Raw genomic sequence first — 22,261 nt, 5'->3', positions numbered from 1 at the left:
GTCAGATACCCTCTTGAAAATCAAGCCTTGATAGCGGGATTTTTGCATTGAAGTGGGTTCCTGACTTCACCACACCGTAGATCATGTGAACCAGTCTTCTCATACTGGCACCGACGATCGCTTTCGGCGTTAACCCTCTGGCTTCAAGTCTTGCAGAAGCTGCAATAATTACCGGATTGAATCGCTTCGCCACCATGCCAGGCATGAATAGCGATTTTCTTGCTGCATTGTGTCCAGTGCGTGAGAGGCTACTTCGTCCTTTGATCGATGTTCCCGATTGTTTTTGCCTCGGTGTAACGCCAATAAAAGCCGCCAGTGCTTTAGCGTTTTTGAAACGCCTCACGTCGCCAATGTAAGCCAAAAACTGTGCGGTAGATCGACGCCCCATACCCGGAATGCTTTCAATGAGTTCGGCATCTTGCTTCAGCTCGGTGTTGCCGTCGATATGATCATCAATATCGGACTTAATAGAATCGATTTGTTTCTCAAGCCACTGCACATGATCCATAATCATTTCTTTGACGGTAAGCTGAGCGGTTTCTGATAAGCCTTCGATTCGGTTGAGCTCTTGCTGTCGCATGTCTGAAAGCGCCTGTAGCCTGTCTACTAAGGCTCTAAGCTCTCTTACTGCAGGAGTGAGCGGCTGCCAAATCTCTAAATCCGCACGCAACGCAAATCGTGCAATGAGTTTCGCATCGGCCTTGTCGGTTTTGTTTCGAGCTAGCTCGCTTTTTGCAAATCCTGAAATTCGAGCCGGATTAATCACACTTACACACCAAGCATTGTCACTAAGGTGTATTGCGATAGCTTCGCTATACGGACCTGTTGCTTCAAGGGCCACTGGCGTCTCACTGGTGACACCTTGGGCTTCCAGCCATTTAGTTAATTCCTTGTGACCGCTTTTCGTATTGCTCAGAGACTTACTTTTGTATTTGCCGTCACGGGCAATACAAATATCGAGCTTGCTCTTTGATACATCAATTCCAACGGCTACATCATTCATCATATGCGTCCTCGTATTCAGGCTTATAAATAGCTAGCCTAAGTTACCCTTCGAAATGGATGAACGAAAAATCAGATCGGTGGGCTTATCTGACCCTCAGCTTCAATGAACTTGTGCCTTGTCAGCCTCAACCGATCTGGCCGTTGCATCAGCAATATCATTCTGGCTATCATCGGCATCGTCAATATACGAGGCCTTACAATTTGCACACGCAAAAAATATAAAATGTGATTTATAAGGCCTGACCACATTAATATTTCTCATACCACTTATATACGATAATAATTAGAACTAAAGCTAATGGCGCTAAAATGAGACTATTTTTTAATTTATTCCAAACCGCCATAGAAAATAAATATTATTTTCAATTAAAGAACATATCGGTAAAGGCTATTATTTGACTTGATCAACAAAGTGTTATTTTTCTTATCAATAAATACACTCCGACCAAATTCATCTTGTATTGTTGTATCTTTACCAATCAGACGAACAAACGGCGTCCATTTTTTATTCTCTCGCTTATAAAGGTACACCATCCCCCTCCGAAAGTTTGGTGTATCAACTTCCCCTTTAGCACGATTACCAACAGCGAGCCAGTCACGACTAACGGCAAGTGAATCACCAAAGGAAGAGTTGGGTCTGTCGACAGTCTCAATGTCTGGCGCTAATGTATCTGTCTGTCGCCACTCGTCCTGCCCTAAGACAAATCGGTAAACTTCACCCAGGTGATCTGAGCCACCCCTTGGGTTACCAATAAACATTTCGTTGCCCATGATAACCATGGATGCTCCGAGAACTTCAAAGTTCTCTCTTCTTTCACGCTTGGAAAAATAATCATCTACGACTAGTGTCTGAGTGGGTTGCCAAAGCTGACCATCAAAATGAAACATATAGACCTTTTCGCGCCAACTGACTACCGCCCAATCGCCCGATACAGCAACATTGCTACAGCCAGCATTGAATTTTCGACTCCACTGCCATTGCGAATTAATAAAGAGATAACTATAGATACCTTCCAAAGTGTTACAAACTAAAGCGCGACCACCCTGCGCCGAGACCCCCACACCAAAATTTGCATCCGTCGTGGCATCGCTGGCCGACAGTGTAGCCGCCTCAACCCAAGCCCCCGCAACGTACTGATAGATGCTAACCTCACCAGAAAATGAGACTCTCTCGGCGCGACTTAGTGCCGCGCTTAAATCATTCATCTCTCGATAATTGAAATCAGGGAAATCTTCCTGAAGCTTATCTAATCTCGTAACGCCCGGCATATCAACAGGAAAACCCTCAACTGACAAGTAGCCTTTTCTAAATAAAGCTGCTCTAATGATTTCAACGTCTTGTGTGTGTCGCAGATATTCCGAAAAATATTTATTGCGCAAGGGCCCTATGCCCGAGCGACGAGGAAACCCCTTTATAGCAACATCACCACCTGGACTTATAGAGTATTTATCGAACAACAACGATTCTGTCGTGTTTTTATCTCCAGAAGAAACCGCCTCAGGGAGAGCTTCGATTTCAACGACCGGGATACCCGCCCAAGGGTCAAGTGGCTCAGCTCGATCAATCGCGACTTTTTTTGCAATTTCTGGACTCATCTCACCCCAAATAAAGTCCCCATCTTCTGGTAGAGCATAAGGTCCACGTCGCCATTTTAAGGGGTGCTCACCAACATCAACCAACCTGTGATGAGCTGTATAAGTAATTTTTATATCTGTGCGGGTATTAGTGTAGATCAAGCGTGACTCTTTATCGAATCCGTTTTGGGTGTAGACCCCGTTATAATTATCCCATTTATAATTTTTAAGCTCAAAAGACGACTTACCGTAGCCTTGCAAAATAGCTCTTGATTTTTCATGCTCACCGGCATGATGATAAAGCCACGAGAAATCTATTGCTGAATTTTCTGTTATTCCATAATATTCTTCAAAGTAAGAAATATACTTTTTGGCACGAATAAAACTTTCCGGGCTGCCTTGCTCCGCACGATACCGAAACAGCGCTAACGCCCGACCCATTAGCTTGCTTGGCCGCACCGGATTAACTTCTCCTGCCGCGATCTTCGCCATAACTCTATCTTGCTCGTCCATTACCGCCGATGTTACTGGGTCGGCATTAAACAGTAAATACGGGTAGACACTAGGAAAATCATGTAACACTTCCTTCAGAAGATTATTTGACAAGCGGTTTAACTCGGCACTATTTTGGCTCGCCAAGAAAAGTGCCAATGACTCTCTGTTTTTACTATAGTTCTTGTTTCGCTTAAGCTTACGATGATTGCGCTCAAGCTGTTCGCTCTCGACCCTAATTAAGTCAACGTAGCTATAAATTTGCGTTTTCTCTGGCTCCTTGTAATTAGCTTCTTCTTGATTTTTTTGCAGCTTAGATTTTTGTTCTTTTTTCTTATTAAACAAGTAATTACTTTTACGCAAAACGTTCTGAAAAATTCTTGTAAAGCTCGCCTCGTCCACACGATCTACTACGTCAGCGGCGAGAAACATCAAGCGGTCATGTTCGTTAACCTCATCATCTTCAAAAAGACCCATTGGTCCTTCGCCATCAGCCCCGGGTATTTGATCTACCGCCCAAGACAGCATTTTCTCCCCCAAACCACAGAGGCCGACCTCAGGTCGACACAGACTATAGCCGAGCATAACCCGAGGCTTTAGGTAAGCCTCATCTAAAAAAACACTCGACGCAAACCCATCGACCGCAATTCTCATTCGAGACCGGCGCCTTTGAGGCGACTGCTCTGCAGTTTCTGGATAAAACTCCACAGAGGGCAAGTCAGTGGCATAGAGAACATCCATGCCACTAGCCGCAACGGCTAAGCTCGTGTTCAGCATTGCCTCTCGGTTGTGCCCGACGTTGTAGTAAGCCTGATACCACGACCGTTTCTGAGCAATGCTATAATGACCATTTCGCGGCGGCGAAAATCGAATTTTATACCCCGGCTGGTGATATTTTAAACGCAGATACTCAAGTGCCTGGACTGTCTCATCCAGGTCTAAACCTTCGATAGGATTTGAGTAGGGCCTGTTAAAAATATAATCCAAGTTATACTTAATTTTTTTAATCACGTTGTTTGATTGATCTAGTAAACCATTATCTATAAGCGCTTTTTGTATTTTATCTCTCACATTTCTATTAACAGTTGAGCCGAAATATTCATCAATACTTTTGTCACGATTTATGGATTCAGCCGAATAGATAGTCTCGGAATCAATACCGCCCAGAACATCGATATTTAGTTTTTTTGCTCGAGTACCTCCTTGCTCGTCATCAAGAATAAGCGAGAGCGAAAACTTAGCAGCATAATTCAACGGATCATATTCAAGCGCTTCCTCAAGAAGCCTAACGGACGTATTAACTTGATTTTTAACAGGCTGCTTGGCGAGCTCAGTATAAAATTTATGAGAAATCCTATGTGTTCCATTACGAACATGTTTTGTTGCCACTACGCCTTGTAGATCGGCTGCCTGGAATAACAGCTCACGGGATTTACTCTGGTCATCAGTGGCCACCCCCGCCTCTACCGGAGAGAGAGATGTGATAATAGTTTCGCTGGTCTGGTTGTAAATCTCTGCCCAATCATTACCCTTTAAAACAAACAACTCTCGGCCGCTATCAACCGAATCAATATAAAGGTAAAGCGTTATTAAAGACTCTAAACGAGTGGTTTCAACTCGGTACACGCCATGGACGGCCCAATCGGCTTCTGCTCGCAAGGAGGATCGATCCTCTTCGGTGTATTGAAGCTTTCGCAGGCCTTCTTCAATCACCAAAGGCATAACCTGTGTTCTTGCCAGAACCCGATAACTCATGTCGTTAACTAGTCGCTCTATTAGGTGCTCACTTAAATCGCGCCCTTTAGCTAGATTCTTATCGTCTACTGTTACATCAAAAAAATGACCAATAGCGATTTTACGCCGTGCTTGCTCAGACTCTGCTGTGCCCCTCTTAGGTTTAACCCTAGACGCTTGCGTTTGCACAAAAGTCGAGGCTTTGCGCACTACCTGCCTCAAGGTGGCGATCGTAAACGGGAAGCGAGCAGCGCTCACTACCTCTCCTGTGCTATTATCAAGAAGCTTTAAGGTGTAGGCCTCACCCTCTTCACCAGACAATAACGAGCCGACTAAAGAATAATCTGAAAGCGGTAATTTCATCACCGATTGCTGATTTTCTCGTGCTTGGTCGCCTGCAAGTGGCGCCGTTTTTTCATAAAACAATGCATCCATAAAGGAACGATCGAGAAGCTCAACCTGAGAACTTGAACCCAATTCAATCAACAGCAAAGACGTGATCAGCTCAGAGAGCTCAGGTCCATCGCTATTTTTTTGGCTATATAACGTATCGTCCAATGGGTATAGTGCAATGCGAGGCACGATCGTCTCGGAAGAAGAGCTCTCTGGGACGACCAATACCGGCGACGCAGCCTCAGAAGTGGGAGTGGACACAGTCACTGCTGAAGGCGTGGATTGCTGCGCCACCGCCGGGTTTTCTTTTGGCTCAGTCAGGCTGAAGGCCGGCAGCCAGCCGGCCAGCTGCAACCCAACAACAACCGCCAGTAACAAAATCAATACACTCACAATATTGAAGGCTGACTTTTTATTATTTTGTTTCACGCTCAACAATCCTATTTTAGATATTGTGGCTTACAGCCCTACCAGCTTAGGTAGCAGGCGCTCCGCGATTTTAGCTGACGCACTTTGCAGTGCACCTTTCGCGGCTATCATTTCGCTGACATCAATCTCAACTTCCACCTGCCTATCCACCGCAATCACACGATTAGTAGCTTGGTCTATCGCCCTAACCTCCAGCCGCGCCTTTACACCAACAATCTCGCCTTTTCGAGTTGAAATCTCGGTAAAACCTTCGCCACGAATTAGAATATCGGCACTTTTTGCGCTTGTAGAACCAGCATCAACTACCTCAAAACCAGAGTCCATACTGTAAAAGATCATCTCGGTTTCTGCAGCTGGATCTTTGGCCGCTCGATTAATATGTTGCTCACGAATTGAAATCGCCAAAGTGGGTCTCTCTCGGTCTCCGAGCTTTTTCTTAAGTTCGGCCAAACGATCATTTCTACTAACGGGCTTCGCCAACAACGTGTCCGCGTTACTAGAGATGACATTCGCGACCTGACTGGAAAGATCTTGTGTCAAACTAAGAACACTATCGCTCACGCTACCTTCAACCGATGCGCCCAAAACCCGACTAGTTTCAGTGCCAATTATCTTGGCGACAATCATTAGGCTGTCTTCAATTTCAAAAATAGTACCGGTAATAATGATTTTTGCTCCCGTCAACTGTCCCACCTGGATCGCCTGTTGCGGGTTCACCATTCCGGACAAACTAAGCACCGCTTCGTCTTCAAGCTTGTTAAGCTCTTCGCGATCCACCAATGCTATATTTGGGTCCATAACCAGCTTTGCAAACAGTATAGATCCTATCTTCTCTCCCATTCCCGATACCGCCCGCCCCTTCTCGGAGAAGTCAAAAATGGCAACTGGGTGAAGAATCTCTGCAGTATCGGAAAAGCTCGTTGATGCAGCCGAGCACAAGCAAAGTGCCAACAATAGGTTAAACACAACTTTCATAATATTCCCCTAAAGAGTAAGTGTTATAAGCTTGCGTTCGCCAGCAAACGCGCCAAGACGATTTGTGGAACTGGAGATTCATCGATACGTTCGATTAACGGAACGGTGCATACAATCAGGCGCCCCCCCGATCCGGCATAGTCCAACTGCAACCAACTCCAACCCGTTTGTGTTTCAGGAATCACTTCAACCTCTGCCTCAGAGTCGCTATAAGAAGGATTAAGTCGATAGGTTAGTGTAGAGTTCAGCTCGGGCCATGTCAGGCCGCGGAGCTGCGGCAAAGGCAAGTGGTCGGACAATGACATCGCCGTAGGAAAACGCGTAAAATCAGACGAATCATATAGCGGAAACACCCCCGATACAGGCTTAAGGATAACGACCTTCTGCCCGTTACGGGCAAGCTCGAGTAAAACCGATGTAAGACCTCTGACGTCATTTAAAGCGAGGCCCGTGCCTATAACAATAAGCCCCGGAGTGGCCACATTAAGAAGTTGCGATTTGGAGATTAAATTGTAGGGAAGCTGCAGCGATTTAAAGGCTTTTGCGGTGGCCTGACTCGGGTCAAACAGTTGAATCTGTCTCGTTCCAAGTGCTTGTCTTTCGGCCCACAGCACATCTTGCCCGTATATATTTAAAGCGATTTTCTTTTGAGCAATAGGATCGGTGTTATCTTTTTCGAAAACAACCACTGATAGCTGCCCACTCACAACTGCGCTTGGCGTGAGCTTTGGGGCAGCCAAAGTGAGCTGCACCACACCCAAACCATCACGATCTAGGCCAGCGCGACCCTGCCCTCTTGACAAGACCCGGCCTTTGACGGACAGCTCCCAGTGAATTGATACCTGCGAATTTGCCAGCCCAAGTAACGAAATCTCGTACTGTGCTGCCTTACCGCCAAACAGCGCCGACCATGAATTGTCATTGCTTATAGTCAATGCGAGGGCATGAGAGGGGATAAGCACTACAAATAGTAATAGAATCTTCCAATGAACCACCTTCACCTTCCTATGGCTGACGAGCTATATTAATACATCGCCAAATTTATTCTCAGTAGCCATCATGAAGGAGCACCGAGCCACTCACTTTGTTATTCTCATGACTACAAACAAGCATTGACTATAAAGCACTGCTCTATTAACCACAAGTATTAGAGCGCTTAACTTGACGTGTGTTAACTCTCCAAAACTCACGCGACCTATGCTATGGGTCATTACAATATCCGTACCTTTTATGCTAGGTAAAAACTACTATGAAGGGGCTCACTCTCTTAGGATCAATGAGGGCGGAATGGCCCTATTGATCTAGTTTAAACGGCGCTAATATTGATGAATATCTAGTAGTTATAAATGCATCCAATTAACAAACCATTTGGACTACCAATGCGTTAGTGGGTATCTGCCCCCAACAGTTTCGCGTTTTGCAGCCACAATGTGTTTGAGCACTTGTTTTAGATACACTATGGCCCCCACTAGAGGGGGGTAAATGTTGCTCTTGGCAGCCCAGTATAAATACCCAATTCAAAGCGTAATAATAAATGGGGGCAGATCAAATTTATGCCGCATAAACCATCAACACAATGGCTGCCCTCCTCGCTAAATGTAATTGCTGGGGTTAAGCCTTGAATCGTGCGCACCCATGGCAGTTAATTTTTGCCAAGGTCAAACTTCCCACGGTAACCTATCTCCGGTAGAGATCGACTAAGGAGTTGCGGAATGCATTTGGTTGAAAAGGAAAAAGTGGCATTTTTGACAGCTCCTTGTCTGAAATTAATTGACCACTAAAATGTGCGCTGGGCGCGTATATTTACCGTAGAGTATTAGGCCATAACGATAAACACATCTACCAACCCAAGCCTGTTACGAAGTGACGTTTTTGGGGCCCCTGCAGCCAGCCGAGCGCAGGCCTATTTTATGGGGTAAGCAGATAAGAGAAGGTGAATGCCGGACGCAGAGAAGTCGGCTTGGGCCGCGCCCTGTCGATACGGCCCTCTACAATGAGCTGGCTAGAGATCAGGTACAAAATCCCCACCTGCCACACAGGCGGGGATTTTTGTGTTTACTCAACCAACCATTAACCGAAGAACTGACGTCTGCGGATGAACAGGCTGGCCATAACCATTATGATGAGTAGTCCCAAGCTCCAGTTTGAAAGCATGGGCAGGGCGTGCGCGTTGGCGACGCCCAGCGCACCTAGAAGCAACACGCTGGGCGAGCTACCAAGGCTGGACGAGAGCGTGGCCATCGGCGAGAAGCTACTGCTGCTACTGCTGCCGATGAACGCCGTCACGTCGAGGCTGATGTTGCAGCTTGCTCCCGCCGCCACAGATCCGCCACTGTAATCGAGAGTGTTACCGGTGACTATCAGTGCGCCGCCACAGCCGTCGCTTAAGTTCATTGGCGAGGAGACCTCCATTCCCGCCGGCAGCGGTAAGGAAAACCCTAAACCTGTCGCGGCACTGGGCGAGCTGCTGTTGTCGATGCTGAAGCTTAACGTCGTTGACTGTCCAGGGGTAATTTGCGTAGGGGAAAAGCTGATTCCAAAGCTTGGAGCCTCGTTGACGGTCAGTGTGGCGCTGGCCGAGCCGCTGTCACCCGTCGAAGAGGTCAGCGCATTACTGGTATTGATCAAGTCGCCCGGCGCCGAAGTGACTACGTCGACCTCGATCGTGCAGCTGGCACCTGAGACTAGAGAGCCGCCGCTGTAGTCGATCAAGCTGGTGCCGCTGGCGGCTGTCAGGCTGCCGTTGCAGGTGCTGATAACATTGGCGGGTGTCGCTAATGCCATGCCTGCTGGTAAGTTGTCCGAGAAATTGATGCCGGTCGCATCGAGGGTTCCGCCGTTGTCGATGGAGAACGTTAGCCGTGCCAAATCACCCAGTGCAACCAGCGTAGGACTAAACGCCTTATCAAACTTGACGGACGGGCCGATCTCGATATCGTCCAGACTGATTCCATCGGTATTGATCGGAAAGTTGTCGTTTTGACCAAATCGAATTTGGCTTTGGTTGCTTAATGACTGGCCGTTGCCGTTTAGCACCGCAGTGAGCTCTAGGTCAGTGACCGACGTCCAAGCGCCATTATTCGAGTGAGCGCCAAAATTGTAAATCTGGAGCCATGCATCAGTCGGTGTACCACGGATTTCAACGATGTCCTCGATGTCAGTTTCGTCACCGTGATCGTACCAGTTGAAATCCAAGTAGAGTTCTTGGCCGGCAGGATGGGCCGATCCGTCAAACCCCAGAATGATGTGGTTTATGCTCTCGCCGTCTGGGTTATCCATAGAGGCTATGCGCATACCATCGGGGTCGAAATCGGATCGGATCGCGAATCGACCATTGGGCGAGTTTTGTTCATACCGAAAACCGGGTATGTCCAGCAGGGCGTCGTTGGATCTCACTTCCTGAATGGGGATACTCTCGAAGTCTTGGTCGACCGGCAGAGGTAGGAATAAAACGTTTTCGATTACCTCCAGTGTGCTGCTGGCAGGTCCGCTGTTGCCAAACGAAGATGTAAGATCCGAGGTGGTGTTGACGTACAAGCCATCGGTGCTGGGTGCGACTATATCGACAACAATTTGACAGATCGCGCTTGCGGGAATTTCGCCGCCCGTGTAGGTAATACTGCCCCCGTTATCAGGAGCACTCAGCGTGCCTCCTACACAGTTGGTACTGGCATTCGATGGCGCGCCCACAACCATCGAGGGTGGCAGAGTATCGCTAAAGTTCACCGTCAGTGCGGCCGTCGCGTTGGCCGAGTTATCCAGCGTGAAGGTTAGCACTGCTGTATCGCTGGTTTCTATTTTTTCAGGGGCAAACGTTTTGCTAAAGGTAGGAGACACTTGCGCTGAGGCTGATACTGAGAACAGGCAGCCCAAGAGCGTAAGCCAGAGAAGTTTTTTCATGTTGGAAATATCCCTAATGGTTTGTTGCGGCTTCCGTTCAAAGCCGCTGTCACTCGGAATCTTCCGCCGAGAGCATAAAGTATACGATCACTATTGTTTCATAACTACCGATAATCGCAGTCTTACTACCTTGATGTCAGGCTCAGATTAAGACCATTTGAGGCAGGGCAATGATATACAAGGGATCGATGGAATCCGGGATCAATGGGGTCAAAGTCATTGATTTCTCCAGCTTGGTGATTTCCGGTCGCCGCCGAGCTGTCTGGAAACGACGGATTTTCCCGTTTTCGACTCGAAATCGCGCTTAAACTGCTCACTGCCCAGTATCCATGCCCATTTGTCGCGCCTCAGATGTTTTTTTTGGGGGGGGCTACTGAGTGGGGTAGCTTACGCCCCACTTAAAACTCAAATATAAAGACGATTTAACTAGAGAATCTAGTGATAAAAATGCTACGCCATGGTAGAAAAAATCAACAAGAAAATTATTAGAAAAGCCCAAATATAATCTCGCACAATCAAAGTTCCCTGCCTTTCATTTGACAACACATTGATTTTCCAATCGCGTACGCTGCACCTACCCAACCAATATCAGGAATAGCTCTTGCGCGTTGAGTGAGGTAGGCCCTACAATTTACACACGCGAAAAATATAAAATGTGATTTGTAAGGCCCGACTCCATTAATATTTCTCTCGTCCGCCCAGCGACTGAGGCCACTCAAAATTGTTAATTGACATCGATACCAATGGTTAGCCAGTCTTGTGCTGCATTAGCGATATCCTCATCGGTCCACCTGTCAAAATCAGGTAGCTGACTCGCAGCCTCCATCAAGGCATAAAAAGCATCCCGTTGTTTGGAATTTTCGCTAGCTTGTAAGCCGCCTTCAATAGCAATTTCTATGGAGGTAGTTATGATTTTGGCAACAACATTACTATTGCCACCGACTTTCAGAACTCTAACCAAAACCTTGGCACCTTTAGCCGCAACTTTCTTTATGGCTTTATCGACCACACGCCGAATGGTGCCTTCAAGTTGTTGCTCTAGAAGTAATGTCGGGTTTACACCGGTAGTTGTGGATACCGCAGCAGAAATGACCGCCACTGTCTCTAAATCAGCATCATTGACAAATAATGCATCGTACAATTCCCTATACACCTGCGGCTGCTTAATCACAGCATCTGCATACAACAGATCCCGCGCAGAATCTACATAAGGCCCAAACGGAAGCGCCAGAACATTGTGTAAGCTAGCTCTTGTCCTCATATCTGCAGCAAGCAATTTTTTAGATATGTCCCGCATTTTAACGGTATAACTGCGTACAAATCTAGCCAGTCCATCTTCGAACAATTCTAGATGGTATATTTCCGTTTCACTTAACCCAAAAAGCGAACCATCACGATATTCAAGGTATATATCGATAAGATTACACACCAGCAAATAGCGCATCAACGGCGATTCGAGCGCCAGTGTTTCCAGTACTATTCTTGCGTGTGGGTTGTTCTGGGCCAAAACCTGAACAAGCTCGATAGATTTGGTAAAGGAAGTATCAATGTTAGCAGCTTCCTCCGCAAAATCAGGAATGCCTGAGTACGCCGCATAATCAATCACGAAGCTTGATCTCGCCTCGTCCAACGACTCAATAATTTTCAGTTCATCTTCTTCGAGTAGATCCAGAGTACGGCTAACCGCTCGTTGAAATATCGGATTTTCTGGCTCCGCCCCTAACAAGTAACTGGCATGATCCTTAAGGCTCACAACGCGAATAGGAACATCGTACAGCCCCGGCAGCTCTTCAGGCTCATCAAGGTATTCATCAAAGTCAACATCTATTGGCGTATCGATATCCGTATAGGTCAGCAGAATAGTATCCGAATACACCCGACTCCCCATTCGGGTCGAGCAAACCGGTATACCAGGTAGCGCCTTGCAAAGTGGCTCTACGGGGTAACTTTGACCAGGATTTACTACAGGATCCACAAAAACATTTTCAAATAAATCACCGCCTGAACCAGAGGTTTCCGCCCAAGCATGAAATACATCACCATTTTCGGCGTTAAAAAAATAGCCCGCTCTTGATGGGCCGGCAACAACAGAACTACTGTTATCCGCACGAGGGAATGCCAAGCCCTCATAGATATAATAGGTGATTCCATCGATTTCAGTCACCTCACCATATGGCAACTTAGTAATAACATCGGAGGGATTGCGATTGTGATTGGAAACTCTCAGCCTGGCTCGCTGAAACTCAGATACAAGTGTAGATCCCACATTATTTATGGGCGCTAATTTTCTTCGAACATACAGTTCATCACCTAATACAGTACCCTCGTTAGAAGAATCACCCATCAACGCTAGCAACTCATCATGCCTTTCTACAACTGAGCCATAGAACAACGTTTGTGACAATCCTTGTACCCCGTCATCTCCCACCTCACCCACCTCACCCACCTCACCCATAAGGCCCTGAGGCCCTTGCGGACCTGGCTTATCTAGATTTTCTAAAAGAGCTTCAATTTCCCCCTTCTCATATTTAATTTTACTTACAATACAAGTTATTTTATCTGAAGCCTGCTCGCACGGATCTGTTTGTGCAGAGGCAACGACAGATAAAGACAGGAAAAAAAATACCAGATATGACCTCATGCTACTTTTCCTCGACGTGCATATTGTAGAGCGTTTTATTGATCCTGCCTAAATTTTCCTCAAAGGTAAAAATATACTTTTCACCCATATTAAAATATTCGTAAGGATCTATGCCGCCCAAATACTCCCTGTACAAGGCGCCCTCAATCATTGCATTCAGCGTATTGAAATCATTGTCATTCAGACCGTCACCTTCTACACCTTTCTCGCCCTGTTCACCCCGTGGACCGCGCTCACCTGGCGGGCCCTGTGGGCCGGGAACTAATGTCAGATTCTTTACTTTTTCGGTAAGGCTTCGCTCTATAGAGTTGTTACTTTCTACATAGCTCAACAGCCGGCTCCATTGTATTTGTGCGTTCGAAATTTTCGTTTCTAGCTGAGAAATCAGAGTAATGATCGCATCGAGAACACTCTTTATATTTAGCAGGCTTTGATTAAACTCTTCAAGGTTCCTATTTATTTCTTCTTGCCGCTCACTTAGTGTTTTGGCGAATTCAATCTGAGCGACGGTACCGGACTTGGCTGCAATGGAGTATGAATCGTAGACGTCGTGATTAACCTGATATTGAGCTTGCAATACCAAACGCTTCTCTTGCCATTTATCGTACTCATCTTGTAAGCGATCAATACTCTCTTCATCAGGACCAACTCGCTGATGTTGCTCATCCAGAATATTAAGCAGCAGTTCAAGTGTGGCCAACTCAATCTCGAACTGTGCCGCTTCTGCACTGACCAGTTTTAATTCATTGAGTTGAATTTGAAGTTGTTCATTATCAGCAATTAGTTGATTGTTTATTTCTATTTGCAAAATTGCTTGGGTTAGCCCTTCTCGATACTGTGAAATTTCATCGAATAATAGGTCCCTTTCACTATCCTTCAAGATCGTGTCTTCCGTAACCTCCTGCTCCAAGGTGTTCAACGCCTCGACTATCGCCTGAAGGTCAACAAGCTCAACAACCTCATTTGAGTTTGTATGATTTTCCACCAAAATACCTCCGGCGTCATTAACCTCCTGTATCAAAGTCTGATAGTGCGTGAAGGGCGAAGGTTCTTGATCAGCACTGGAGCTACTTAGTGAGGAAGCGGTACTGGAAACCGAAGAAGTAGTACTGGAGACCGAAGAAGCGGCACTGGAGACCGAAGATGAGTCGCTAGTGACAGACTCATTCGCTGCGCCAGAGCTATCTGAACCTGACCCACCGCAAGCCGCCAAAGTGGCTATTAATGAACAAAGCATTATCAATTGTAGCTTCATTCTTGAGCCTCCAGCTGGTCGGCAATATCATGCCAATCCTGTATATAGACTTCTGTCGTGCTGATCATTCGGCGTAGCTGTTCCATACGAGCGTGCAGCTCGGTGATATGATCCCGGCTCGCATCAAGCTTGGCACCCAGCTCATCTTCTTGCTCTTGAGTAAACCCAACTCCCGGGTCCCCCGGTGAGCCTTGCAGTCCTTTTTCACCCACCTCTCCTTGTGGCCCCATTGGTCCGCTTATTAGTTTTATTTCGGCCAAAGACAGTCTTAACGCATGCAGTGTGCGGTAATTCGATAGCAACTGCTGGTACTCCACCTCACCCGCCCAGGTGTTACCAGATAGCAAACAAAGCAATATCAGGGCGGCACCGTAACGCCCTAGAAGTTTCCGTTTCATTGTGAAGTCCCCCGACAGGTAGGTGTAATACGTAAGTATATGGCGTATTACTAAACTGCCCAAAAATGCTCCTCTACCATATAGTGGTATGGATATATGGCTAGCGGCAAAAAGAACAGTAATGGAAGACAAAAACACATGCGGCCCATATCTAACAAAACCCACCAGTGATATAAAAAATCCTTTTTTATACTTTCACTGCCAGCTATGCCCTACGGGCCTGATCAATACGTAACGGTGCTAACGCGTCAGATAGGGGGTATTCAACCACTTGAGAAGCAAATCGCTGCGGCTGTTTACTCGGTATAACTTGTACAAATCAATTATATAGTTATGAACTGTAGTGCTCTTCAGCTTCAGCTGCTTAGCTATGGCCTGCTCCGGCAACCCTTGCAACAATAGATGAACAATTTGACGCTGTCGGGGTGTCAATACACCATTGGCACACTGGGTTAGGCCTCGCTCCAACATAAGCCAAAAATGGAGCCTCGCCATTAATGCGTTAAAAGACAACAATCGTTGTTGATCCGCCTCACTAAAATTAGCACTGCCCCTATTCCTGTCTATTATCATATAGCTTTCACAATTTGGACCCAACGAAATTACGCCCAACATACGATCTTGGATATTGTTTTTATGCAAAAAAAACTCTGGAAACCAATGATCGACGTCATCACGGCTCAGCAATGAACATTGCATTGTATGTACCCTGTCGCACCCTGTGGTACTCAAGGCCCACTGTGTTAGCGGATCCACTTCGTCAAGTAAATCTGACAAGCTCAAATACTCGCGCTTCGCCATTTGAGCTTCAGCCGGCTGCATGCCAAGAAAGGTCATATCAATAACCTTCCAATCGGTTAGCAATTCACGCTCACGATCATCCCTACGGCCAAACCGACCGCCAAATGCAGCTAGCCATCCAACGGCATCAGCATTCAGCGCTCTGCACAACAGCTGCATATAGGCCTGCAACGTAAAAAAGGTTTGATGTGGGGGATTGCGTATTAACTCAGCAACTTGCCTGACCTCAGCATTTGATAAATTCATAGCAGGCTAATTTCTTGTTGTTCGTTTTAATATAAGCAGCTAATCGCTTAATTTAAAGCTAGAAGCAATAAACAGGAACCAGATAACAACTTGTGAGCTAAAGCCGCAGGTTTATCTCATCAGTAATGCCATGAGCTCAGCATAACACCATTTACAGCTAATTCTCATTGCCTTGATTGATTCAAACCACCTCGAATAGTATTGATCTACCCGCACAACCCTCCAATAAGCCATCCGGTTCTTTTGACACATAGGACCCTTGCCAGTTGTCAACTTATGAGCTGTTTTGTCCCGCCGACAACAGACTTTAGCAATAAAGTCGCGAGAGTAAAAAATTACGATGCCTTATTCAAGTGCAAACTATGTAGACTCACCAGAAGAATGTTTTCGGCTAACTGCAAAACCACGACCTATGTTTATCATATGTTAAAGCCTTGCAACGGAAATAGGATAAATGAAATAAATGGGGTCAGATCAAATTTATGCCGCATAAATCATCAACACAATGGATGTCCTCCTCGCTAAATGAAATTGCTGGGGTTCAGCCTTGAATTGTGCGCACCCACGGCAAGCTATCTCCAAGAGAGGTGGATCTAGGATATTACCAAACGTGTTTGATAAAAAAGAGAAAATAGTAGTTTTGACAGCTCCTTGTCCGAGATTAATTGACCATTGAAATGCGCGCTCGGTGCTTATGTTTTCTGTAGAATTATGCCATAGCGATAAAGGCAACCACCAACCCAGTATCGCTACGAAGTGCCGCACGACTGAGCCGATCGGAGGCTCATTTTAGGGGGTAAGCAAGTAGGAAAAGGTGAATTGCGATGCAAGAGAGAGCAGCCTGGGCTGTGCGCAGGAACGACCTTTTGGTTACTTTGATTTGCCCAGACAAAGAAAAGTAACTCGCCACGCCCGGCGATACAGGCATATAAAAAGCTTACGCCTCCGGCGGCGCCACCCCTAAATACCAGCTCAAGGCCGATATGATCGTGAAACCCGGCGTTAGCTGCATCTTCACACCTTTACCGTTGATGTATCCCCCCACTTCTGGGACAATCGCGCGCTTCTTGCAAGAGCACCGACCGAATACAACGTCTGTGCTCGACAAACACCCCTCCCACTACAGGATCTCGCGTGCTCACTACCGCCAATATCACTATGCAATTCGGCGCCAAGCCGTTATTTGAAGACGTTTCGGTTAAATTCGGTAACGGCAACCGTTACGGCTTAATTGGCGCCAACGGCTGCGGCAAGTCTACCTTTATGAAAATCCTCGGTGGCGATTTGGTGCCGAGCGCCGGCAACGTTTCGCTCGACCCCGGTGAGCGCATCGGTAAGCTGCGCCAGGATCAATTCGCCTTTGAACAATACTCAGTGGTGGATACCGTGATTATGGGCCACGCCGAGCTGTGGGCGGTAAAAGAAGAGCGTGACCGTATTTACAGCTTGCCAGAGATGAGCGAAGCCGACGGTATTCGTGTGGGCGACCTGGAGGCCGAGTTTGCCGAGATGGACGGCTACACTGCCGAATCGCGTGCCGGCGAGCTGCTGATTGGCCTGGGCATTGGTGTCGAGCAACATTTTGGCCCCATGAGTGAGATCGCTCCCGGTTGGAAGCTACGGGTGCTGCTGGCCCAAGCGCTGTTCTCGGACCCGGATGTACTGCTGCTGGATGAGCCGACCAACAACCTGGACATTCACACCATTCACTGGCTAAGCGAGACGCTTAACCAGCGCAACAGCACCATGGTAATCATCTCGCATGACCGTCATTTTTTAAACAGCGTGTGTACCCATATGGCCGATGTGGATTACGGCGAGATTCGCCTCTACCCCGGCAACTACGACGATTACATGACCGCCGCCACCGCCGTGCGCGACCGTCAACACGCCGACAACGCCAAAAAGAAAACCCAAATCGCCGAGCTGCAATCGTTTGTCAGCCGCTTTTCGGCCAATGCCTCTAAAGCTAAGCAGGCCACTTCGCGCGCTAAGCAAATAGACAAGATCCAGCTAGAAGACATCAAACCTTCTAGCCGGGTGAATCCGTTTATCCGCTTTGAGCAAGATAAAAAGCTGCACCGCTTAGCGCTAGAGGTGCACGATCTGACCAAAGGCTTTGAAGATGGCCCGCTGTTTAAGCCTTTTGATTTAATGGTTGAGGTGGGCGAGCGCATTGCCATTATTGGTGAGAACGGCGCGGGTAAAACCACCCTATTACGCACTCTATTGGGCGAGCTTACCCCCGACAGCGGCACGGTTAAGTGGTCCGAGAACGTTAAGCTGGGTCAGTACGCGCAAGACCACAGCAGCGACTTTGCCAACAACGAGACGCTGTTTGAATGGATGAGCCAGTTTAAACCGGTTAATGGTGACGAGCAGTTAATTCGTGGCACCTTAGGGCGCTTACTGTTTGGCAATGACGATATTAATAAGCGCGTGCAAGTGATCTCCGGTGGAGAGCAGGGCCGCATGATTTTTGGCCGTCTAATTCTGCAAAAGCCCAACGTGATGTTGCTGGATGAACCCACGAACCACTTGGATATGGAATCTATCGAGTCGCTTAACGTGGCGCTTGAGAATTATGCCGGCACTTTGCTTTTTGTCAGCCATGACCGCGAGTTTGTCTCCTCGGTAGCCACCCGTATTTTAGAAATCACCGATAATAAAATCATCGACTTCTCGGGCACTTACGACGAGTACTTGGCCAGTAAAGGCCTACAAGGTTAACGCTTTAACATTGACGGTTTGTTAAACTCACGGCCTGTTATGGCTAAGCGGCGCTACGTCGCTTAGCCCATCATAAGAAAAAATGATTGGCCTCAGCTTTAAATCGTGAATTGTAATGATAGGCGGCCACAAAATACGACCTGCCCCCTACAACCAACCGCCGCCGGAAACACCCCCTCCTTCAACGTTTGCAGCCCAACAAGTGCAGTATGCACACCCTCAAAACGCACCAATCTTGACCTCTCGCACCACCGTAGGGCACAATAAGCAAATAATATTAAAACAAAAATTCGAACGCCTGTAATCAGTGCGTCTGCTTTACCTTCTCAGCTGCAACAACAGCTTCTTACCCCCTAAAATTTAACTTTGCTTATGACTTATATACATCAGACCATTACCGACCTAAAGCAATCCAGTCCGGCCCAATGCGAGTTTTATCAAGCCGTAGAAGAGGTTTTAGAGTCTCTCGAGCCACTCCTGGAAACCAGTAAGCGCTACCAGAAGCACGCCATTATTCAACGCATTGTTGAGCCTGAGCGCCAAATTATGTTTCGGGTACCCTGGGTAGATGACAACGGCAATGTGCAAGTTAATAAGGGCTACCGTGTTGAGTTTAATTCGGCTCTTGGCCCTTACAAAGGTGGGTTGCGGTTTCACCCTAGCGTAAATGCAAGCATTATTAAATTTTTAGGCTTTGAGCAAATTTTTAAAAATGCCTTAACCGGGCTACCCATTGGCGGCGGTAAGGGCGGCGCTAACTTTGACCCCAAAGGTCGCTCCGACAACGAAATTATGCGCTTTTGCCAATCGTATATGAACGAGCTATACCGCCATATCGGCCCCACCACCGATGTACCGGCTGGCGATATTGGTGTCGGCGCCCGTGAAATTGGTTATATGTTTGGCCAGTACAAGCGCCTGACCGGCCGCTATGAAGGAGTCTTAACCGGTAAAAGTTTATTGTGGGGAGGCTCCCTAGCACGTAAAGAAGCCACCGGTTACGGCACTGTGTATTTTGCCCAGTATATGCTCGAAGCACAGGGTAGCTCACTAAAAGGGAAAAAGTGCCTTGTGTCCGGCGCAGGCAATGTCGCCATATACGCCATCGAAAAATTGCTTGAACTAGGGGCAACCCCGGTATCCTGCTCCGATTCTCGCGGAACGATTTTCCACGAGCAAGGTATCGACCTCGAACTAATCAAAGATATCAAAGAGGTTCGCCGGCTCAGTCTTGAAGAATATATGAGAGTTCACAGCGATGCTATTTACACACCCAGCGGTGAATACCCTGAAGATGGCCACGCCGTATGGCGCTTTAATGCCGATGCAGCTTTTCCTTGTGCGACCCAAAACGAATTAACTGGCGAGGACGCGCAAGTACTATTGGCCAACGGTTGCACGTTAGTCAGCGAAGGCGCAAACATGCCATCTTCGCAAGCGGCCGTTGAGGCTTTTATTAAAGCCCAAATTGCCTACGGCCCGGGTAAAGCCGCCAATGCTGGGGGCGTCGCTACCAGTCAACTAGAAATGTCGCAAAACGCCAGCATGCGCAACTGGACGTTCGAAGAAGTCGACGAACAACTCAAAGCCATTATGAAAAATATCTTTACCGCTGCAAGTAATGCGGCGCAAGAATATGGACAACCGAATAATTTAGTACTTGGCGCCAATATAGCCGGCTTTAAGCGAGTAGCCGAAGCTATGATTGAACAAGGGGTTGTCTAGCCAACAACCCTAACAAGAACACACCACTGCAAACGTAGTCACGGCAATATGCTCATGGAAGAGCCCCGCCCGACTGTGCATACGTTTACTCCCCCTCGGCGTTACCCCTTGGCTGCACGGCGTATCGAGCTGCGTTCGACAAGCATCCCCCCCGCGGTTAAACCACAATAAAAACTTGAGAAACCAAGACTTTGGTCGATAATTGATTAAACCGCATTATCTAGGAAGGATTCATGATGTTTGGTAGAAACCGTGAGCTAGAGGCGGAAAACCGCCAATTAGAAGCAACAAATCGTCAGTTATGCTCTTACATTAGCGCCATCCGCACACACATTGGTTATATTATGTTCACCCCGGGCGGGGATATTTTGGATGCTAACGAGATATTTTTAAGCCTTGTCGGCTACTCTATCGATGAGATAAAAGGAAAACACCATAAGATATTTTGCGAGCAGGATTATGCCCGCTCCGGGGAGTATCACACTTTCTGGGCCAATCTAAACGCCGGTATCAGTCAGAACGGCACCTTCAAACGTATCGATAAAAATGGTGAAGCGCTTTGGCTGGAGTCAAATTACTTTCCAGTTCGGGAGAACGGCAAAGTTACTAAGGTTATCAAAATAGCCTCTGATGTAACCCAACACCACATAGACTTGCTAGATCGCAACGCCATGTTTGACGCCATTAGCCGCTCACTGGCAGTGATCGAGTTTACCCCAGACGGCACCATACTTAGCGCTAACAGTAACTTCTTAGCCGCCACGGGTTATCAACTAGAACAGGTCGTGGGCAAGCACCACCGGATGTTCTGTCACGACAGTTTTTATCGGCAAAACCCAGACTTTTGGCAGCAACTGGCCAATGGTCATTTTAACTCGGGTAAGTTTGAGCGCATAAATTCGGCCGGTGAGAGTGTTTGGCTAGAAGCCACCTACAACCCTATGAAAAATGCCGAAGGTAAAGTATATAAAGTCATTAAGTTTGCCTCGGATATTACCGAGCGTATTCAGGCCGCTCTTGCCGCGGTTGAGGCAGCGTCCAGCACATCGGAGGAAACCTCGCAGATTACCACTCACGCCAAAGAGTTGCTGGGGGATGCGGTCAGCACCTCAAACCAGGTCGCCAGCCAAATCCATGAAGCCGCCTCCCTGACCGATAAGCTCAGCACTCAATCAGATAGCATCTCTGAGATTGTCACCACCATTCGCGCGATTGCAGAACAAACCAACCTATTGGCCCTTAATGCGGCTATTGAAGCGGCCCGGGCCGGTGATCAGGGCCGAGGGTTTGCGGTGGTAGCGGATGAAGTTAGGCAACTTGCGGCTCGCACCAGTGAGGCGACGCAAGAAATTTCTACGGTCGTTGGGGAGAACCACCAATTAACCCACCAAATTAAACAACAGATGGAAGACGTCAGCACCATCTCCACCCAAGGGCAGGATAGAATTAATCAGGTGTCCGAGGGTGTTGAGCAAATTGCGGAAGGGGTTACCAACTTTGCCCAAGTAGTTAACCAATTGGGGCAGCAATAATTTAGCTATTGCCAGGCCCGGCGTTAAACACTTGCGGGCGGGCGCCCTAGAAGAGCCCCACAGGTTTTCTAGGGCATTTGCTCGGCTCGTTTTTCAGCCGCCTCCAGGAGGCTCTTTTCCAAATCTTTAGCGGTTTGATGGGCTTGAATTTGATCGTCAAACACAGTGCCCGCCCCTTGAGAATTGTTATCGCGATCGGACTTTTCGCAACCACTGCCCAGTAAACCGAACAACGCCACAAACCCAATCAGGTAAAATCGTTTCATCACATCACCACTTGCTCAAGCAATAAACAGTCTACTGAGCTTATCAGAAATACTGTAAAGTGCCATTGACTCCACTCTCAACAACGCCCGACAAGGCGTATAGCGAATAGCCAACGAACACCAACTCGACAAGGGTGATTTCCCGGCGAGAAATAAGACTGTGA

At 47.4% G+C, this 22,261-nt stretch carries 13 protein-coding genes; 3 read left to right on the top strand and 10 right to left on the bottom strand.

Going from position 1 to position 22,261, the window contains the following annotated elements; all coding sequences use genetic code 11:
• Position 1 precedes the first annotated feature (1 nt).
• The 9 genes from Q4526_RS03870 to Q4526_RS03830 form a co-directional block, all read right to left on the bottom strand.
• The gene (locus Q4526_RS03870) at positions 2–1,006 is read right to left on the bottom strand and encodes an IS110 family transposase (RefSeq protein WP_303609529.1); all 1,005 of its coding nucleotides are present in this window, start codon (positions 1,004–1,006) and stop codon (positions 2–4) included.
• A gap of 365 nt (positions 1,007–1,371) precedes the next feature.
• Positions 1,372–5,628 carry a hypothetical protein gene (locus tag Q4526_RS03865; protein WP_215975571.1) on the bottom strand — a complete coding sequence of 1,419 codons (4,257 nt, stop codon included), beginning with the start codon at positions 5,626–5,628 and terminating at the stop codon, positions 1,372–1,374.
• 30 nt (positions 5,629–5,658) lie between these two features.
• The gene (locus Q4526_RS03860; RefSeq protein ID WP_215975570.1) at positions 5,659–6,603 is read right to left on the bottom strand and encodes a CsgG/HfaB family protein; all 945 of its coding nucleotides are present in this window, start codon (positions 6,601–6,603) and stop codon (positions 5,659–5,661) included.
• A gap of 23 nt (positions 6,604–6,626) precedes the next feature.
• On the bottom strand, positions 6,627–7,604 hold the full coding sequence (locus Q4526_RS03855) for a hypothetical protein (RefSeq protein ID WP_303609528.1): 978 nt from the start codon (positions 7,602–7,604) through the stop codon (positions 6,627–6,629).
• Between the two features lie 1,069 nt (positions 7,605–8,673).
• Positions 8,674–10,440: a hypothetical protein gene (locus Q4526_RS03850; RefSeq protein WP_303609527.1), complete on the bottom strand. Its 1,767-nt coding sequence runs from the start codon at positions 10,438–10,440 to the stop codon at positions 8,674–8,676.
• Positions 10,441–11,227: 787 nt separating this feature from the next.
• Positions 11,228–13,144 carry a hypothetical protein gene (locus Q4526_RS03845; protein WP_215975567.1) on the bottom strand — a complete coding sequence of 639 codons (1,917 nt, stop codon included), beginning with the start codon at positions 13,142–13,144 and terminating at the stop codon, positions 11,228–11,230.
• Position 13,145: 1 nt separating this feature from the next.
• Positions 13,146–14,399, bottom strand: coding sequence for a collagen-like protein (locus tag Q4526_RS03840; protein WP_215975566.1), 1,254 nt, complete (start codon positions 14,397–14,399; stop codon positions 13,146–13,148).
• A complete protein-coding gene (locus Q4526_RS03835) occupies positions 14,396–14,797 on the bottom strand; it encodes a collagen-like protein (RefSeq protein WP_215975565.1) in 402 nt (133 codons plus the stop codon). The genes Q4526_RS03840 and Q4526_RS03835 overlap by 4 nt, the downstream gene beginning before the upstream one ends.
• Positions 14,798–15,037: 240 nt before the next feature.
• Positions 15,038–15,844, bottom strand: coding sequence for a LuxR C-terminal-related transcriptional regulator (locus Q4526_RS03830; RefSeq protein WP_215975564.1), 807 nt, complete (start codon positions 15,842–15,844; stop codon positions 15,038–15,040).
• A 1,134-nt stretch (positions 15,845–16,978) separates the two neighbouring features.
• Between Q4526_RS03830 and Q4526_RS03825 the strand changes: the two genes are divergently transcribed.
• From Q4526_RS03825 to Q4526_RS03815, 3 genes are all read left to right on the top strand, one after another.
• On the top strand, positions 16,979–18,574 hold the full coding sequence (locus Q4526_RS03825) for an ABC-F family ATPase (protein WP_215975563.1): 1,596 nt from the start codon (positions 16,979–16,981) through the stop codon (positions 18,572–18,574).
• Positions 18,575–18,946: 372 nt separating this feature from the next.
• Positions 18,947–20,299 carry an NADP-specific glutamate dehydrogenase gene (gene gdhA, locus Q4526_RS03820; RefSeq protein ID WP_215975562.1) on the top strand — a complete coding sequence of 451 codons (1,353 nt, stop codon included), beginning with the start codon at positions 18,947–18,949 and terminating at the stop codon, positions 20,297–20,299.
• Positions 20,300–20,532: 233 nt separating this feature from the next.
• Entirely contained in the window at positions 20,533–21,831 is a 1,299-nt protein-coding gene (locus Q4526_RS03815) for a PAS domain-containing methyl-accepting chemotaxis protein (protein WP_303603196.1), read from the top strand.
• Between the two features lie 68 nt (positions 21,832–21,899).
• On the opposite strand, the gene Q4526_RS03810 is transcribed toward Q4526_RS03815, so the two are convergent.
• Positions 21,900–22,097, bottom strand: a complete 198-nt coding sequence (locus tag Q4526_RS03810) for a hypothetical protein (protein ID WP_215975561.1) — start codon at positions 22,095–22,097, stop codon at positions 21,900–21,902.
• Positions 22,098–22,261: the final 164 nt, after the last annotated feature.

The organism is Gilvimarinus sp. 2_MG-2023, from assembly GCF_030547685.1.
Classification (GTDB): domain Bacteria; phylum Pseudomonadota; class Gammaproteobacteria; order Pseudomonadales; family Cellvibrionaceae; genus Gilvimarinus.
This window is presented reverse-complemented; position numbering and strand designations above follow the sequence as displayed.

What these genes read in the sequence shown, in the direction of transcription:
- Q4526_RS03840 (WP_215975566.1), bottom strand. Translation starts at nt 14,399, where the DNA reads ATGAAGCTACAATTGATAATGCTTTGTTCATTAATAGCCACTTTGGCG.
- Q4526_RS03845 (WP_215975567.1), bottom strand. Translation starts at nt 13,144, where the DNA reads ATGAGGTCATATCTGGTATTTTTTTTCCTGTCTTTATCTGTCGTTGCC.
- Q4526_RS03860 (WP_215975570.1), bottom strand. Translation starts at nt 6,603, where the DNA reads ATGAAAGTTGTGTTTAACCTATTGTTGGCACTTTGCTTGTGCTCGGCT.
- Q4526_RS03835 (WP_215975565.1), bottom strand. Translation starts at nt 14,797, where the DNA reads ATGAAACGGAAACTTCTAGGGCGTTACGGTGCCGCCCTGATATTGCTT.
- Q4526_RS03810 (WP_215975561.1), bottom strand. Translation starts at nt 22,097, where the DNA reads ATGAAACGATTTTACCTGATTGGGTTTGTGGCGTTGTTCGGTTTACTG.
- Q4526_RS03870 (WP_303609529.1), bottom strand. Translation starts at nt 1,006, where the DNA reads ATGATGAATGATGTAGCCGTTGGAATTGATGTATCAAAGAGCAAGCTC.
- gdhA (WP_215975562.1), top strand. Translation starts at nt 18,947, where the DNA reads ATGACTTATATACATCAGACCATTACCGACCTAAAGCAATCCAGTCCG.
- Q4526_RS03815 (WP_303603196.1), top strand. Translation starts at nt 20,533, where the DNA reads ATGATGTTTGGTAGAAACCGTGAGCTAGAGGCGGAAAACCGCCAATTA.
- Q4526_RS03830 (WP_215975564.1), bottom strand. Translation starts at nt 15,844, where the DNA reads ATGAATTTATCAAATGCTGAGGTCAGGCAAGTTGCTGAGTTAATACGC.